The organism is Pseudomonas mandelii (genome assembly GCF_024138395.1).
Taxonomy (GTDB): Bacteria; Pseudomonadota; Gammaproteobacteria; order Pseudomonadales; family Pseudomonadaceae; genus Aquipseudomonas; species Aquipseudomonas mandelii_E.
In genome coordinates this window covers 166,833-181,467 of sequence record NZ_JAMYDU010000005.1, presented here as the reverse complement: position 1 = coordinate 181,467, position 14,635 = coordinate 166,833, and the positions used below count along the sequence as shown (strand labels likewise).

13 protein-coding genes are annotated in these 14,635 nt (G+C 59.3%); 3 read left to right on the top strand and 10 right to left on the bottom strand.

Annotation, left to right across the window (positions count from 1 at the left end):
• Positions 1 to 7: 7 nt before the first annotated feature.
• Together NHU87_RS11325 and NHU87_RS11320 are read right to left on the bottom strand one after the other, a co-directional pair.
• Positions 8 to 487 carry a LabA-like NYN domain-containing protein gene (locus NHU87_RS11325; protein ID WP_030129509.1) on the bottom strand — a complete coding sequence of 160 codons (480 nt, stop codon included), beginning with the start codon at positions 485 to 487 and terminating at the stop codon, positions 8 to 10.
• Positions 488 to 630: 143 nt separating this feature from the next.
• Positions 631 to 1,371: a DUF2076 domain-containing protein gene (locus NHU87_RS11320; RefSeq protein WP_253548297.1), complete on the bottom strand. Its 741-nt coding sequence runs from the start codon at positions 1,369 to 1,371 to the stop codon at positions 631 to 633.
• Positions 1,372 to 1,549: 178 nt separating this feature from the next.
• Here NHU87_RS11320 and NHU87_RS11315 point away from each other — a divergent pair, with 178 nt between their 5' ends.
• Positions 1,550 to 2,224: a YciC family protein gene (locus NHU87_RS11315; protein ID WP_253548295.1), complete on the top strand. Its 675-nt coding sequence runs from the start codon at positions 1,550 to 1,552 to the stop codon at positions 2,222 to 2,224.
• A gap of 235 nt (positions 2,225 to 2,459) precedes the next feature.
• On the top strand, positions 2,460 to 3,542 hold the full coding sequence (locus tag NHU87_RS11310) for an endonuclease/exonuclease/phosphatase family protein (RefSeq protein ID WP_253548293.1): 1,083 nt from the start codon (positions 2,460 to 2,462) through the stop codon (positions 3,540 to 3,542).
• A gap of 114 nt (positions 3,543 to 3,656) precedes the next feature.
• Here the strand turns inward: NHU87_RS11310 and NHU87_RS11305 are convergent, their stop codons facing one another.
• From NHU87_RS11305 to NHU87_RS11280, 6 genes are all read right to left on the bottom strand, one after another.
• Positions 3,657 to 4,082, bottom strand: a complete 426-nt coding sequence (locus NHU87_RS11305) for a RidA family protein (RefSeq protein ID WP_128874422.1) — start codon at positions 4,080 to 4,082, stop codon at positions 3,657 to 3,659.
• A gap of 68 nt (positions 4,083 to 4,150) precedes the next feature.
• On the bottom strand, positions 4,151 to 5,416 hold the full coding sequence (locus tag NHU87_RS11300) for a flavin-containing monooxygenase (protein ID WP_253548291.1): 1,266 nt from the start codon (positions 5,414 to 5,416) through the stop codon (positions 4,151 to 4,153).
• Positions 5,417 to 5,749: 333 nt separating this feature from the next.
• On the bottom strand, positions 5,750 to 7,132 hold the full coding sequence (locus NHU87_RS11295; protein WP_253548289.1) for an aspartate aminotransferase family protein: 1,383 nt from the start codon (positions 7,130 to 7,132) through the stop codon (positions 5,750 to 5,752).
• Between the two features lie 28 nt (positions 7,133 to 7,160).
• Positions 7,161 to 8,606 carry an APC family permease gene (locus tag NHU87_RS11290; RefSeq protein WP_253548287.1) on the bottom strand — a complete coding sequence of 482 codons (1,446 nt, stop codon included), beginning with the start codon at positions 8,604 to 8,606 and terminating at the stop codon, positions 7,161 to 7,163.
• Between the two features lie 101 nt (positions 8,607 to 8,707).
• Complete coding sequence (locus tag NHU87_RS11285) at positions 8,708 to 9,763, bottom strand: ABC transporter substrate-binding protein (RefSeq protein ID WP_437180829.1); 1,056 nt, start codon at positions 9,761 to 9,763, stop codon at positions 8,708 to 8,710.
• A 151-nt stretch (positions 9,764 to 9,914) separates the two neighbouring features.
• A complete protein-coding gene (locus tag NHU87_RS11280) occupies positions 9,915 to 11,405 on the bottom strand; it encodes an aldehyde dehydrogenase (RefSeq protein ID WP_253548285.1) in 1,491 nt (496 codons plus the stop codon).
• A 229-nt stretch (positions 11,406 to 11,634) separates the two neighbouring features.
• On the opposite strand from NHU87_RS11280, the gene NHU87_RS11275 reads away from it, so the two are divergent.
• Positions 11,635 to 12,555 carry a LysR family transcriptional regulator gene (locus tag NHU87_RS11275; protein ID WP_253548283.1) on the top strand — a complete coding sequence of 307 codons (921 nt, stop codon included), beginning with the start codon at positions 11,635 to 11,637 and terminating at the stop codon, positions 12,553 to 12,555.
• A 76-nt stretch (positions 12,556 to 12,631) separates the two neighbouring features.
• Here the strand turns inward: NHU87_RS11275 and argE are convergent, their stop codons facing one another.
• Positions 12,632 to 13,795 carry an acetylornithine deacetylase gene (gene argE, locus NHU87_RS11270; protein ID WP_253548281.1) on the bottom strand — a complete coding sequence of 388 codons (1,164 nt, stop codon included), beginning with the start codon at positions 13,793 to 13,795 and terminating at the stop codon, positions 12,632 to 12,634.
• A complete protein-coding gene (locus NHU87_RS11265) occupies positions 13,788 to 14,465 on the bottom strand; it encodes a DUF1028 domain-containing protein (RefSeq protein WP_253548279.1) in 678 nt (225 codons plus the stop codon). The genes argE and NHU87_RS11265 overlap by 8 nt, the downstream gene beginning before the upstream one ends.
• Between the last annotated feature and the right edge of the window lie 170 nt (positions 14,466 to 14,635).

The window sequence follows — 14,635 nt, the reverse complement described above, 5'->3', positions numbered from 1 at the left end:
GTAAAAATCAATTCTTGAGCAGCAACGCGCCTTCGATCGGCACGTAACGGCTGGCAGCGCGGATCAGCGAATTGGCCGTGAGACCGGGCACGCCATAGGCCACCGCTTGCACACCATGCTTGCTGATGATGCGTTCCAGCAGCATGTCGAAATCACCGTCGCCGGAGGCCAGCACCACTTCGTCGACATGGTCGGCGGCGTCCATGATGTCGAGGGTGATGCCCACGTCCCAGTCGCCTTTGGCCGAACCGTCGCTGCGCTGGATGTAGGGTTTGAGCTTCACGATGAAACCGAGATTGCGCAGGATCTGCTGAAACTGCTGCTGCTTGCTGTCGCCACGATCGATCGCATAGGCATAGGCCTCGACGATCTGCCCTTCTTTACTGACGTCAGCCCACAGCGCGGCGTAGTTGAAGTGGCAACCATAAGCCTGACGCACGGTGTAATAGAGGTTCTGGACATCGGCGAACACTGCGATTTTTTTCACCGTACATCCTCATTAGCGCGCCGAAGCGCGGGCAGGGATCAGGCACCAGGGCCCGAAAAGTTGCCCAGTATGCCAGCCCGAAGGATTGTTCCGCGAATAATCGGCCATGTGGCGAGGGAGCACGCTCCCTCGCCACAGATGTATCAGACGAAGGAATCGTCGTCGCCACCGAAGAACGATGAGCTGTCATCGCTATAGTCGGCGTCGGCGAATCCGCCTTGGTCGCTGGAGTTGTCAGCCACGCGCTGATCATTGCCGCTGTCGCTCTGATCGTTGACCTGAGCCGGTTCTTCCTTGATGACTTCAACCACTTCCGGCTGCTGATTGTGCTGGAACAGGCTGCTGATGCCCTGCGCCAGCATCACGCCACCGGCCACGCCCGCTGCCGTTTTCAATGCACCGCCGAGGAAACTGCTGCCGGTCGTCTGTTGTGGTGCGTAATTTTGCTGCGGTGCGGCACCGAAGTTTTGTTGCGGCGGCTGCGAATTGAACGACGGCCGCCCCGGTTCACGCCAGCCGCCATTCGACGGGGCTGCGCTTTGAGTCGGCGCAGGCTGCGGATCACGGGAGCCACCACCGAAGATGCTCGACAAAAAGCCACCGCTGCTCGGCGCCGGAGCCGCCGTCTGCGCCTTGGTCGATTGCAGTTCAGCCTGCAATTGCTGGACTTGTCGGGTGAGTTGCTTGTTTTGCTCGTCGAGGCTCTTGATGGCTGCCTCTTGCACCAGAATCGCCTGGGTCATGAAATAGCCCGCCGCTGGCTGGCGAGTCAGGTGCTCCTTGATCCGCGCTTCGGCCTGGGCGTCGCGCGGGGCTGAATCCGTTTCGGCCTGTTGCAGCCGGGAAAACAGTCCATCGATCAGGGTTTGTTCTTCGCTGTTCATGGCGACCTCATAGATTGCCGGGAAAATCGTCGCCCTCATCCACGGTGGATAAGGTGCTCACCCGTAATGGAGGCTGATACAGGATGTTTCAATGACCTTTACCGAACGTTTACGTTTGCGCCCCAAAGGGGTTCATCGGTTAAAGTGAGGCACTGATTTCAACCTGCGATACCGACTGATGAATCCGTTCGAAGTACTGCGTGACTCTTTGTATTTCTTCAAGCGCAATCTGCGCCAGATCGTGCAGCTGTGCCTGCCGCTGGTGATTTTCGAGGCGCTGCTGCAACAAGTGGTCAACCACTCCACCGAGCCGGACAGTTTCCCCGGCATCAGTGTGATGGTCGGCCTGCTGGTGTATCCGCTGTACACCGCCGCGCTGATCCTGTTTCTCGATGCCCGCAGCCGTGGCGAATCGCCGCGCACCCGCGACTTGCTGGCAACCTCCGCGACCCTGTGGCCGCGGTTCGCCCTGCTGACCGCCCTCAATACGCTGCTGATCCTGATCGGCCTGTCGCTGTACTTCCTGCCGGGCATCTGGCTGATGGTGACGCTGGCGTTCGGCGAGTACCTGCTGGTGCTGCGCGGCATGGCACCGCTGGCGGCGATGAAGGAAAGCCTGCGCCTGACCCGCGGAAACTTCCTGCGCATTCTGGTGTGCATTCTGTGCGTGATGGCCCCACTGTGGGTGCTCAAGGGTGCGACGCTGGCGGTTTACCCTGATCCGCAGAACCCGGTGATCTCGCTGCTGATCGACAGCGCCCACAGCTTTTTGCAACTGTTCACCAGCGTGGTGGTGTTTCGTTTGTTCATGCTGATCAGCGATGCACCCGAGAAAGCTGACGGAGCGCTTTGAAGAACGATGCGCCCCCCTGTAGCAGCTGGCGAAGCCTGCGTCCGGCTGCGAAGCAGTCGTGAAATCAGTGTTCACGGTGCATCAGGTAGACCACGTTCTCTGGATTACGACTGCTTCGCAGCCGGACGCAGGCTTCGCCAGCTGCTACAGGGATATGTGTCGCGGCTAATTGATGGGCATGCCGTTTGCGCTCGGTTATGCTCGGGATCAACTTTGTAACGCTATAAGCCGAGCCATGACCCGACTACTGCGCTACACCCTGCTGTGCGTGTTGATTGCCATTGGCCTGATTGCCTTGCTGATCTACAGCCTCACCTGGCGCCCCGAAGCCAAGGAAGCGCTGCCGGTCAGTTGCAACGCCCAGGCGCCGACGCTGGTGCCCGGCCAGGCGCTGAAGGTGATGACCTGGAACGTCCAGTACCTGGCAGGCAAGCGCTACGTATTCTGGAATGACCTGGCCGCAGGAAACGACGAGAGCCCTACACCTGAAGACATGGCCTTCAGCCTCGACGAAGTGGCGCGGGTGATTCGCGACGAGCAACCAGACATCGTGCTGTTGCAGGAACTCGATGACGGCGCCAAGGCCAGCGACTATCAGAACCAGTTCAAATTGCTTCAGGATCGAGTCACCGACCTGTATCCGTGCAGCGCTCAAACCTTCGACTGGAAGGCCGACTTCGTGCCTGAACCGCACATCTTCGGCAGCGTTGGCCGGCAATTGGCAACCCTGAGCCGCTACCGGATCGAACACGCCGAACGCCTGCAATTACCGGTTGCACCGGCCAATTTCATCAGCCGTCAGTTCAAGCCGAAAAACGCCTTGCTGGTCACTCATCTGCCATTGAGCAACGGCGGCCAAATGGCCGTGTTCAACACCCATCTGGACCGTGCTACCACCCCGCTCGACGAAACCTTGCAACGCCAGGTGATAGCCGTGGCCAAGGTCCTCGACAAGTATGAAAGCCGCGGCACGCCGTGGCTGATCGGTGGCGACTTCAACCTGTTGCCGCTGGGCCAGTATCGACGCCTGCCCGCCGAGCAACGCACACCCTACTCCGCCGACAGTGCGTTGCATGTGCTGTGGGACAAATACCCGATGATTCCCACCAACAACGAAGCCAGCGGTATCGACCGGGCGCAATGGCTGACCCATTACCCGAATGACCCGGGTTTGAACGGCCCGGACCGGACCGTCGATTACCTGTTTTACAGCCCGCACCTCAAACGGGTGGAGGCGAGGGTGCGGCAGGACGATACGTTACGGATTTCCGATCATTTGCCGGTGATTGCGCGGTTCCTCCTCCCCGCCGCGCCTTGACCTTGCAGGAGCGAGCCTGCTCGCGATGGTCGTCAACAAATACGTGCCCTGTCTGAATGAACGCGTGGCCTGGACGTTTTTTCGCGAGCAGGCTCGCTCCTGCAGGGATCGGGTTTACTTCGCTTGCCAGTCGTCCGGGATGACGGCAATCACATCGATTTCCATCAGCCACTGCGGTTGACCCAGCCCGGAAATGACCAACCCCGTCGAGATCGGAAAAACTCCCTTCAGCCACTTGCCCACGACTTGATAAACCGGCTCGCGGTAACGCGGGTCGATGATGTAAGTGGTGGTTTTGACGATATGGGAAAGGTCGCTCCCCGCTTCTTCCAGCAGCTGTTTGACGTTTTTCATCGCCTGTTCGGCTTGTGCACCCGGGTCGCCAAGCCCCACCAGGTTGCCATCGAAATCGGTGCCGATCTGGCCGCGCACATAAACCGTGTTGCCGGCCCGTACCGCCTGGCAAAGATCATTGTCCAGCGACTGGTTGGGATAGGTGTCCTTGGTATTGAACATGCGAATGCGTGTGTGAGTAGGCATCAACTGATTCCCCTGAAACTGAAGGTGTAGATCGGGAATGGCCAAAGGACCATTCCCTCGATCGATTCTTAACGCTGCGACGGGTCGCGGTATTCGAGGTACTGGCGCTGGGTGGCAATGTGACCAGCGACATGTTTGGCGTCATGCCAAACGCCCCAGATAAAGCTCGATCCGCGACGCGACAGCCACGGCAGCCCCACAAAGTAGACACCCGGCTCGTTCGAGACCCCACGCTGATGACGCGGCTTGCCCTTCTCGTCGAAGGTGTCGACCTGCAGCCAGCTGTAATCGACGGCGTAGCCGGTGGCCCAGATGATTGAGGTGATGCCCGCCTCGGCCAGATTCAGTTCGAGAATCGGGTTGCTGACGCACTCTGGATCGGGAAGCATGAACCTGGCTTCGGGTTCTTCCGGGAGGTCGAGTCCGTTGCGTGCGATGTAGGCATCCGCCGCGTCCAGCAGCGACAGGTAATTCGCGTCACCCGCGGCAATGTTGCGCGCCAGATCCTGCTGGAAAGTCACCACGCCGTCGTTGAACGATTGGGTCAGCCCCACCAGCGTCACGCCTTGTTTGGCGAGCCCGCGGAAATCGACGGTCTGCCCGCCACGCGCACCGCTCACCGCGATGGTGACGTGCTCACGACCCGGCTCCATCACTTCGGCATCCCAAAGCCCCAGCACCCCCAGCCACCAGCAAAAGTCACGGTTGCGATAGGCGCGAGGCGGACGGTCATGCTGGCCGACCGACAGGTAGACTTGTTTACCGGCACGCTGCAATTCATCGGCGATCTGCACACCGGAAGAGCCCGCACCGACCACCAGCACACCGCCCTCGGGCAGCTGCTGCGGGTTGAAATACTGGGCCGAGTGAATCTGCGTGATCGTGCTGTCTTTCGGCGCAATCGGCGGGATGACCGGACGCTGGAAAGGACCGGTCGCCGCCACCACGCGATTGGCCTGAATCACGCCATCGGAGGTTTCGATGGTGAAGCCTGGACGATCGCTGTTGCGCACCACTTTCTTGACTTCTACACCGGTACGAATCGGCGCTTCGAACTTCTCGGCGTAGGCTTCGAAGTAAGCCGCTACGCGATCTTTCGAGGCGAAGGCATCGGGCTCCAGGTCTTCGAAGGCCAGTCCGGGAAAGCGGTCATGCCAGACCGGGCCGTTCGCCACCAGCGAATCCCAACGCCCAGTGCGCCACGCTTCGGCGATGCGGTTACGCTCCAGCACAAGGTGCGGTACACCCAGTTTGCTCAGGTGTTCGCTCATGGCGACGCCAGCCTGGCCGGCCCCAACGACAAGCGTATCTATTTCTATTTTTTTATCATTCATGCTTGTGTCCTTCAGAGAGGCGACTATGGCGCGGCAAGTCGCGACAGATCAGCTGTTTCAACAATTAATTCCGCGTAGACAACTTTGCTGGCGGGGTCGTTTTATTGTGCTTAGCGAATGCCAATAGCGAAAATATGATTTTTGTAGTTGTTGCCCATGAAAAAACTAACTAACAACTAACCTCGGTATTAATAAACGCAACACTTGCAGGAGCGAACCTGCTCGCGATAAAACATAAAAGCGCCGCGTTCATTCAGACAACACGCATTATCGTTAACGACCCTCGCGAGCAGGCTCGCTCCTACAGTAAATTGGCGCGAGCCTAATCGTTATTTAGAGCACGCCAATTTCTTTAGCGGTTCTATCGACGGCCATTTTGGTCTTGCCAACCAGCTCATCAATTTCAGCGCGCGTGGCGATCAGTGCCGGCGCCATGATCATGCGGCCCAGGGTCGAGCGAATAATCACGCCTTCTTCAAAACCGATCGTGCGGCAGCGCCAGGTGATATCGCCTTCGTTGGCAAAGCGCTTGCGGGTCGCCTTGTCCTGGGCAAACTGTAACGCCGCCACCAGGCCGACACCCTGAATCTCACCCACCAGAGGGTGATTGCCAAACACCTCGCGCAGGCACTGTTGCAGGTACGGGCCGGTGTCGTTTTTCACTTGGGAGACCACACCCTCATCACGCAGCGCCGTGAGGTTGGCGATAGCGACCGCGGCCGCTACCGGGTGACCGGAATAGGTCAGGCCGTGGGCAAACACGCCGCCCTGCTCCACCAGCACCTCGGCCATGCGCCGGCTGAGAATCAGGCCGCCCATTGGGATGTAGCCAGAGGTCAGGCCCTTGGCGATCGATAGGGTATCCGGCTCGAAATCAAAGTGTTGGTGCGCAAACCATTCACCGGTACGCCCGAAGCCACCGATCACCTCGTCCGCACACAGCAGCACGTCGTACTTGCGGCAGATTCGCTGGATTTGCGGCCAGTAGCTCTCTGGCGGGAAGATCATGCCGCCAGCGCCCTGGAACGGCTCGGCGATGAATGCAGCGACGTTCTCCGCGCCCAGCTCGAGAATCCTGGTCTCCAGTTGCTGCGCCGCGCGCAAACCAAACTCGGTGGGCGTCAGATCACCTTCATGGCCAAACCAGTACGGCTCATCAATGTGCGCGACATCCGGGATCACACCCCCCATTTCGTGCATGAACTTCATGCCACCCATCGCGCTGGCGGCCAGGGTAGAGCCGTGGTATCCGTTCCACCGACCGATCATGATCTTCTTCTGCGGCTTGCCGAGCACCTGCCAGTAACGGCGCACAGTACGGATCAGTACCTCGTTGGCTTCAGAGCCGGAGTTGGTGTATATCGCGTGGCTGTAGTGCTTGGGCAGCAGGCTGAACAGCAGCTCGGATAGCTCTACCACCGCCGGGTGAGTGGTGTGGAAGAACATGTTGTAGTACGGCAATTGCTCCAGCTGACGGGTCGCCGCCGCGGCGAGATCCTTGCGTCCGTAGCCGAGGTTGGTGCACCACAAACCGGACATGCCATCGAGGTAACGATTGCCGTCGTTATCCCACAGATGCAGGCGGTCACCACCGACAATGACGCGCGGCCCCTCTTCGTTCAACGCCTTCTGATCAAGGAATGCCTGGATGTGGTGGGCGGCATCGGCCGCTTGGTAATCCTTGGTTTCGCGCTGAGGTTTGTAGTCTGTTGTCATTTCTTATTCTCCTGAAGTGAAAAAAGGTTCAGTTCCCGGACACCGAAGCGATCGGAGTCATTTTCGGCACGTCGTTGCCCTGCGATTCGTTTTGAATGAGCGGCTCCGGCGTAAACAGCGGTTTACGCATCACGAACTTGACCCATACCACGGCAATTACTGAAATCACGCCCAGCACCACGCCGGCACAGCCAAAAATACTGGCGGTCATCTCCGGTGTTGGCGACACGTGGTAGATCGCAAACAGCATGCCGGCGATGCCGACGACTTGTGGCCAAGGATAGAACGGTGAGCGGAACGGACGGGCCAGATGGGGATAGCGGCGGCGCAAGGCGATCACGTCGATATGCACGATGATGTAGGCCAACAGCCACGCCAGTGCGGCAGCCAGAAGCAGCAAGCTGATCGCGGCAGCGTCGTGCCCCAGAATGAGGATCGGCAGGCCGGTGATCGCGGCAACGAACAGCACCGCCACCCATGGCGTGCGACCGCGTTCAGTGAGCTTCTTGAATTGCGGGAAGGCCTGGCCATTTTGCGCCATGCCGTACAGCATGCGCGGCAAAGCAGCCAGGGATGAATTCACGGTGCTGCAAGTGGCGGTAATGGCCGCAACCACAAGGAACAGCTTGCCTGCTTCACCGAAAACGGTGGTGGCGAGCAGGTAGTGAGGCAGCGCATCGCTGGCCAGTTGTTCACGGGGAATGCACAGCAGCGCGCCAAAGCAGTACAGCGCAATCACGCCAAAAATCACCGTCAAACCAATGGTCATCGAGCGTGGAATATTGCGCTCGGGATTGCGGGTTTCTTCCACCAGTGGGCAGACGAATTCGGCCCCGACAAAACCCCAGACAGCCATCGCAGCCAGAGTGATTGCACCGAACTCCAACGGATTCCAGCCCTGATCGAGCGGCAGTTGCAAACTGGCCTGACCGTTACTCAGCGAAGCCAGCCCCATGCCAACAAGGATCACCACCATCACCAGCGCCAGCACGTTCTGCAGCTTGGCGAACACATCAATGCCAAACAGGTTCAACACAGTGAACAGCCCCAGCACGCCGTAGGCCACCACCATGTGCGGAATGACATTCGGATAGACCTTGCTGATCACCAGATCCAGCAGCAAAAGTTCGGCGGAGAGCGCAAACATCGCCACCACCATGTAGCCCGAGAAGGTCGCCAGAATGGCCGGGAAATGCCCGATCGCCACTTCGGTGTAACTGCTGAGACTGCCTGCCTTCGGGATCATCAAGGCCAGCTCGGAAAACGACCAGGCGTAGGTGATTGCCAGCACATACGCGATAGCCAACGGAATGATAAAACCGAAACCGGCGATGCCCGCCCCTTGCAGCATCAGCACCATGACGCCCTGCGAGACCACGACGCCCACCGCAACGGCGAGCAACGAACCCAGTCCCAGGACCCGGCGCAATCCGCCGGACTTTCCCTGGATGGACGCGGTTGTACTTGAATTCATGACAAACTCCCCGTGTTTTCTTGTTGTTGATTGCCTTCATGTGAAAGGCAGGGATAAACATCGCGACTCATCCTTGAGTTGCGATTGGCGACAGCAGCGGTTTAGCGGGCCGCCCAAGCGTTGAAACGTTCCTCAAGCTCTTCGCCGTGATCGACCCAGAACGTGGCATCGACCAACTGGCCTTCAGAAAGATTGGCCTGAGCGGTGGGCAATTGGGCAAGCGTGTCGGCCGGAAGCTGCGCCAGCACATCCTTGCGGATCGGGCCGTAAGGGATCTGGGTGGAGAAGAATTTCTGCCCGCTCGCCTGGCTGGCAAACACGATGAACCGCTCGGCCAGCGCCTTGTTCGGACTGCCGCGAACGATGGCCCAGTGATCGGGATCGTAGAGGTGGCCGTTCCAGGAGATGGCCAGTTTCGAGCCTTCCTTTTGCGCGACAGCAATCCGGCCGTTGTAGGCCGCCGACATCACCACGTCACCTGCCGCCAGCCATTGCGGTGGCTGCGCTCCGGCTTCCCACCACTGAATCGAGGGCTTGATCTGGTCGAGCTTGTGAAACGCCCGGTCCACGCCTTCCTTGGTGCCCAGCACTTTGTACAGGTCATCCTGTTTGACCCCATCGGCAAGCAACGCCACTTCCAGCGTGTATTTGGCGCCTTTGCGCAGGCCGCGCTTGCCCGGGAATTGCTGCAGGTTCCACATGTCCGCCCAAGAGCTCGGGGCCGCGGCAACCTTGTTCGAGTTGTAGGCGAGCACCATCGACCAGACATAACTGGCCACGCCACACTCGCTGACGGCGCCTGGCAAATAGTTTTTGGGTTCGCCGATCAGTGCCGGGTCCAGTCGCTCGAACAGCCCTTCTTCACAGCCTCGCAGCAGTTCCGGGCTTTCGACTTCGACAACGTCCCAACTGACCTGGCCAACATCGACCATGGCTTTGATTTTGGAAAGTTCTCCGCTGTACTCGCCGACCACCACTTTGCCAGCGCCACTTTGCTCAAAGGGTTTGAAATAAGCCCCCTCTTGCGCTGCCTTGGTGGCACCACCGAAGGAAATAACCGTAAGACTTTCGGAGTGCGCAACAACGGGCACCGTCAATACCAGAAGCGCGGTTAAACCAGCCGCTGCTGTAACGCTCGAAGACGAATATCTGAACATGAAAGCTCCCTCACTTTTTAATTGTGGTTAGTTACTGAGGCAGTCACGGCCACGCAGCCGCAAGTACACGGATGACTCTCCGCGTGATGACATCTTTTTATTCTTTAAACCGCACACAAAATCAGCGTGCGGTTAATTGTTCAGGAGACGCTCAACGCAATTGAAACCAGGTTGTTTTCAATTGGGTGTATTTATCGAACGAGTGCAACGACAGGTCCCGGCCAAAACCCGATTGCTTGCCGCCGCCGAACGGCACGCTGACATCGAGGGCATCCACGGTGTTCACCGACACCGTGCCCGCCTTCAGCGCCCGAGCAACCCGGTGCGCGCGATTCAGATCGTCGCTCCACACAGAGGCGGCCAGTCCATAGATACTGTCATTGGCCAGCCGCACCGCTTGCTCTTCAGTGTCGAACGTGGAAATCGCCAGCACCGGCCCGAACACCTCTTCGCGCGACAGGTGCGACTCATGGGCGACGTCGGCAAAAATGGTCGGCTCGATAAAGTTGTCGGAACCGTTGAAGCTCAAGCGACGGCCGCCGGTGAGCAGTCGGGCTCCGTCTTCGTGGGCGCGTTCGATAAAGCTCATCACACGCGATGCCTGTGCCGAATCGACAATGGCGCCAGCGGCGCTCGCAGGATTCAGTGGATCGCCGGGCATCCAGGCTTCGGCTTTTTCCAGAAGACGCTCGATAAACTCATCCTTGATCGAACGCTGGACATACAGTCGCGAGTTGGCCGAGCACACCTCGCCCTGATTGAAGAAGATGCCGAACGCCGCTTTCTCCGCCGCCAGATCAAGATCCCGACAATCGTCGAACACCAGGCTCGGGCTCTTGCCCCCGCATTCAAGCCAGACTTGCTTGAGGTTCGATTGCGCGGCGTACTGCATAAAGTATTTGCCCACCTGAGTCGAGCCGGTGAACACCAGGCAATCGACATCTGGATGCAGGCCAAGCGCCTTGCCGGCGAACTCGCCCAGTCCGGGCAGTACGTTCAGCACGCCGGGCGGCAAACCGGCTTCCAACGCCAACTCGGCCAGACGCAGTGCTGAAAAGGGTGATTGCTCGGCGGGCTTGAGCACCACGCTATTGCCGGCCGCCAGCGCCGGTGCCAGTTTCCAGGCCGCCATGTCGAGCGGGAAGTTCCACGGCACCACGGCCGCCACCACGCCCAGCGCTTCACGGGTGATGGTCGCCAGCACCGATGACGCCGTCGGCGCGACCTGATCGTAAAGCTTGTCCAGCGACTCGCCGTACCAGGCGAACACATGGGCAGCGCCGGGGACGTCGATGTTGTAGGCATCCATCACCGGTTTGCCCATGTTCAGCGAGTCGAGCAAGGCAAGTTCTTCGCGATGGGCCAGCACCAGCTCAGACAGACGCAGCATCACCCGCTTGCGCTCAACCGGCGCCATCCGCGCCCAAGGGCCTTCGTTGAAAGCACGGCGCGCACTGCGCACGGCGAGTTCCACTTCCACTTCGCCACACGCGGCGACACGGGCAAGTAACTGATTCGTCGCCGGGTTGATCGAATCGAATGTTGCGCCCGAAGACGCAGAGACTTGCCGGCCATCGATCAAGGCTTTGTCGGAGAAGGTTTGCCGGGCAACTCGTTGCTGCCAATAGTCGAGGTCGAACACGCTACGCTCCCTTTACGACCGCCAGGGTGGTCGGGGTTGTTATCAGAGGTTGTAGAGATAGTGCGGCAACCGTGCGCAGAGGAAAATTATTAAAAATGTGCTCGGGGTATAAGAAAAAACTGGGTAAGCGCTGACCCAGTCCAGAACCCGCATAGGGTAAGGTTCAGTCAACAATCTGTGCGATGACCATCCGGTCTTTCAGCGCAAAACAGAGCAGAACGAGGTGCGTGTGGCTTCCTATACACTGCGGCAACTCAAGTATTTCGTCACAACGGTAGAAGCCGGCAGCGTCGCTGAGGCCTCGCGGCAGCTGTACATCGCGCAGCCCTCGGTTTCGACGGCGATCAAAAGTCTGGAAGAGTCGTTCAACGTCCAGCTGTTCATCCGCCACCACGCCCAAGGCGTTTCGCTGACGCCCACCGGCACGCGCTTCTATCACAAAGCGCAGGAGCTGCTGCGCATGGCCAGGGAGTTTGAACAGAATGCGCTGGCCGACAACGACACGGTGTCCGGACAAATCGACATCGGCTGCTTCGAGACCGTCGCCCCGCTGTACTTGCCACGACTGATCGCAGGTTTTCGCCAGCTTTACCCGGGCGTGGACATACGCATTCGCGATGGCGAGCAGCAGGAGCTGGTGCAAGGCTTGACCGCCGGCACCTTCGACGTGGCCTTCCTCTACGATCACGGACTGGACGGCACCATACAAACTACGCCGCTGATGCCACCGCAAAAGCCTTACGTCTTGCTGCCTGAAGGCCACCGCTTTGCCGACCAGAAGGAGGTATCGCTACGGGACCTGTGCAGCGAGCCGATGATTCTTCTCGATGTGCAACCGAGCCGGACCTACTTTGTCAGTCTCTTCCACGAACTGGACCTGACACCCAACATCGTGTTCAGCTCGCCTTCGATCGAGATGGTGCGCGGCATGGTCGGCCAGGGTTTCGGCTTCTCGATCCTGGTCACACGCCCGCATTCGGAATGCACTTACGATGGCAAAAAGGTGATCTCGGTGAACATCAAAGAGCCGGTCACCCTGTCCGGCCTGGCGTCCGCCCATTTGAAACGCAGCCAACTGACCAAGCCTGCGCAATTGTTCGTGGACTTTTGCCGCGAACAACTGAGCCAGAAAGTAGCAACCCCCCTGTAGGAGCGAGCCTGCTCGCGATGGACTCAAGAGCGCCGCGTTTAGCCAGTAACCATCGCGAGCAGGCTCACTCACACATTTAAATCTCGCCACACAGGTAGTCAGCCAACCGAATCAGCATCGCATCACAACCGCTCAACTGATCCAGCGTAATGAACTCGTCAGGCTTATGCCCTTGATCCATGCTCCCGGGACCACAGACCACCGTGGGAATGCCAGCCTGATCAAACAGCCCGCCCTCAGTGCCAAACGCGACCGTTCCAAACTCTGAAGAGTTGCTCAGCAGAGCAAGCAGCCGCGCCGCTTCACTCTCGGGTGGTGTCGCCAATCCGGGATAAGCGCTCAGCGGCCGCAGGCGAATGTCGGTGTCGGCTTGCACCGCCCGCATCTTGGGCAACACATGTTCGTGTGCGAACGCTTGCAACTGATCCGCCACTTCCTGAGCATCAAAGTCCGGCAACGCCCTGACCTCGAAATCGAACTCACATTCAGCAGGAACGATGTTCAGCGCACGGCCACCTTTGATCACACCGGTTTGCACTGTCGAAAACGGCGGATCAAAACGCTGGTCGTGGTTGTCGGGATGCGCCAGCTGCTCACCGATCATGCCGAGCCGGCCAATGAGTTGCGCGGCATACTCGATCGCGTTCACCCCGTAAGGCGCATACGCCGAATGGCACGCCGCACCACGCACTTCGCAGCGCATCGCCAATTTGCCCTTGTGGCCGAGCACAGGCTTGAGCTCTGTCGGTTCGCCGATCAGGCAAAGTCGGGGTTTAAACGGCCGCTTCTCCAGCTCGGCCAGCATCGGCCTGACACCCAGGCAACCCACTTCTTCATCATAAGAAAAGGCCAGATGCACCGGATTCAGAAGCGGACGCTGCACGAAGGTCGGGACCGCCGCGAGGACCGAGGCGATGAAGCCTTTCATATCTGCCGTGCCACGACCGTACAGCCGACCATCCCTTTCAGTCAGCCGGAACGGATCGACCGTCCACGCCTGCCCGTCAACCGGCACCACGTCGGTGTGACCGGAGAGCACCACGCCACCAGAGGTGAGCTGGCCGATGGTCGCAAACAGATTCGCCTTGGTGCCTTCTTCGTTGAAGAAGAGTTCACTCTGAACCCCGTGTTCGGCCAGATAGGCCTTGATGAAACGAATCAACTCAAGATTGGAATCGCGACTGACAGTGGCAAAACCAATCAGGCGCTCCAGCAGCTCGCGACTGGATGTATCACTCATCCCCCGGCACTCCATAGCTCGGTGCCGTCGTCGGGTTGAGCGCGCGAGTCAGGTAGTCCTGCATTTGTGGACGATAGGCCTGCCAGAGGCCGTCAAGTTGCCCGATGGGATCTTCCTCGGCCCAGTCCACCCGCAAGTCGATGATCGGCCAGGTGTGGTCACCCACCACTTTGAGCGCGGCGGAGTGAACCGGCCCCGCTTCGCCACCGGCCGCCATGGCCGCGTGCATGGCCGCCAGCAAACGGTCCGCCAACTGACCCGGCTCGGCCTCGAACGCCTCGACCATGGCCTCGATGACCCGCACATTACTGAGCAGATTACCCGCCGCGACACATTGCTCGCCTTTCACTGCGTTATGCACGCCCAGCGACTCCTTGCCGCTGAACAGCGCAATCCGGCCCGACGCATCGATCACCGTGACCTGTCGGTACTGGCTCCAGCCGTTGGACGTGAGTGCCTTGTCCAGTGCCGCGTCAGGCTCCAGATGCTGATGCTCCAGCAGGTCCAGGATCTGCGGGCCTAACGCCGGCAGCGTAATGTTCTGCGTGGAGACAGCACCAACACCCGCCCGCGCCCAAGGGCAGCGTGCGCCGACTGCAATGCTCGAAGAACTGATGGCAATACCGAGCTGCCCGGTTTCAGGGCAGCGTCCGATAATCGAGAACGTCATGACTCACTCCTTAAAATTCCAATGCACGCGCAATTGCATTCTGTGCATGCACTGGAATCGGAGAAAGCAGGTTTTTTGTGGCTTTGGGGAAGGAAAAAACTGGTCAGCCCCGCAGGCTTACCCGGGCGGATCAATCTGATCCGGCGGCCACCGCTGAGCATCTGGTTTCA

What these genes read in the sequence shown, in the direction of transcription:
- NHU87_RS11320 (WP_253548297.1), bottom strand. Translation starts at nt 1,371, where the DNA reads ATGAACAGCGAAGAACAAACCCTGATCGATGGACTGTTTTCCCGGCTG.
- NHU87_RS11315 (WP_253548295.1), top strand. Translation starts at nt 1,550, where the DNA reads ATGAATCCGTTCGAAGTACTGCGTGACTCTTTGTATTTCTTCAAGCGC.
- NHU87_RS11310 (WP_253548293.1), top strand. Translation starts at nt 2,460, where the DNA reads ATGACCCGACTACTGCGCTACACCCTGCTGTGCGTGTTGATTGCCATT.
- NHU87_RS11305 (WP_128874422.1), bottom strand. Translation starts at nt 4,082, where the DNA reads ATGCCTACTCACACACGCATTCGCATGTTCAATACCAAGGACACCTAT.
- NHU87_RS11300 (WP_253548291.1), bottom strand. Translation starts at nt 5,416, where the DNA reads ATGAATGATAAAAAAATAGAAATAGATACGCTTGTCGTTGGGGCCGGC.
- NHU87_RS11295 (WP_253548289.1), bottom strand. Translation starts at nt 7,132, where the DNA reads ATGACAACAGACTACAAACCTCAGCGCGAAACCAAGGATTACCAAGCG.
- NHU87_RS11290 (WP_253548287.1), bottom strand. Translation starts at nt 8,606, where the DNA reads ATGAATTCAAGTACAACCGCGTCCATCCAGGGAAAGTCCGGCGGATTG.
- NHU87_RS11285 (WP_437180829.1), bottom strand. Translation starts at nt 9,763, where the DNA reads ATGTTCAGATATTCGTCTTCGAGCGTTACAGCAGCGGCTGGTTTAACC.
- argE (WP_253548281.1), bottom strand. Translation starts at nt 13,795, where the DNA reads ATGAGTGATACATCCAGTCGCGAGCTGCTGGAGCGCCTGATTGGTTTT.
- NHU87_RS11265 (WP_253548279.1), bottom strand. Translation starts at nt 14,465, where the DNA reads ATGACGTTCTCGATTATCGGACGCTGCCCTGAAACCGGGCAGCTCGGT.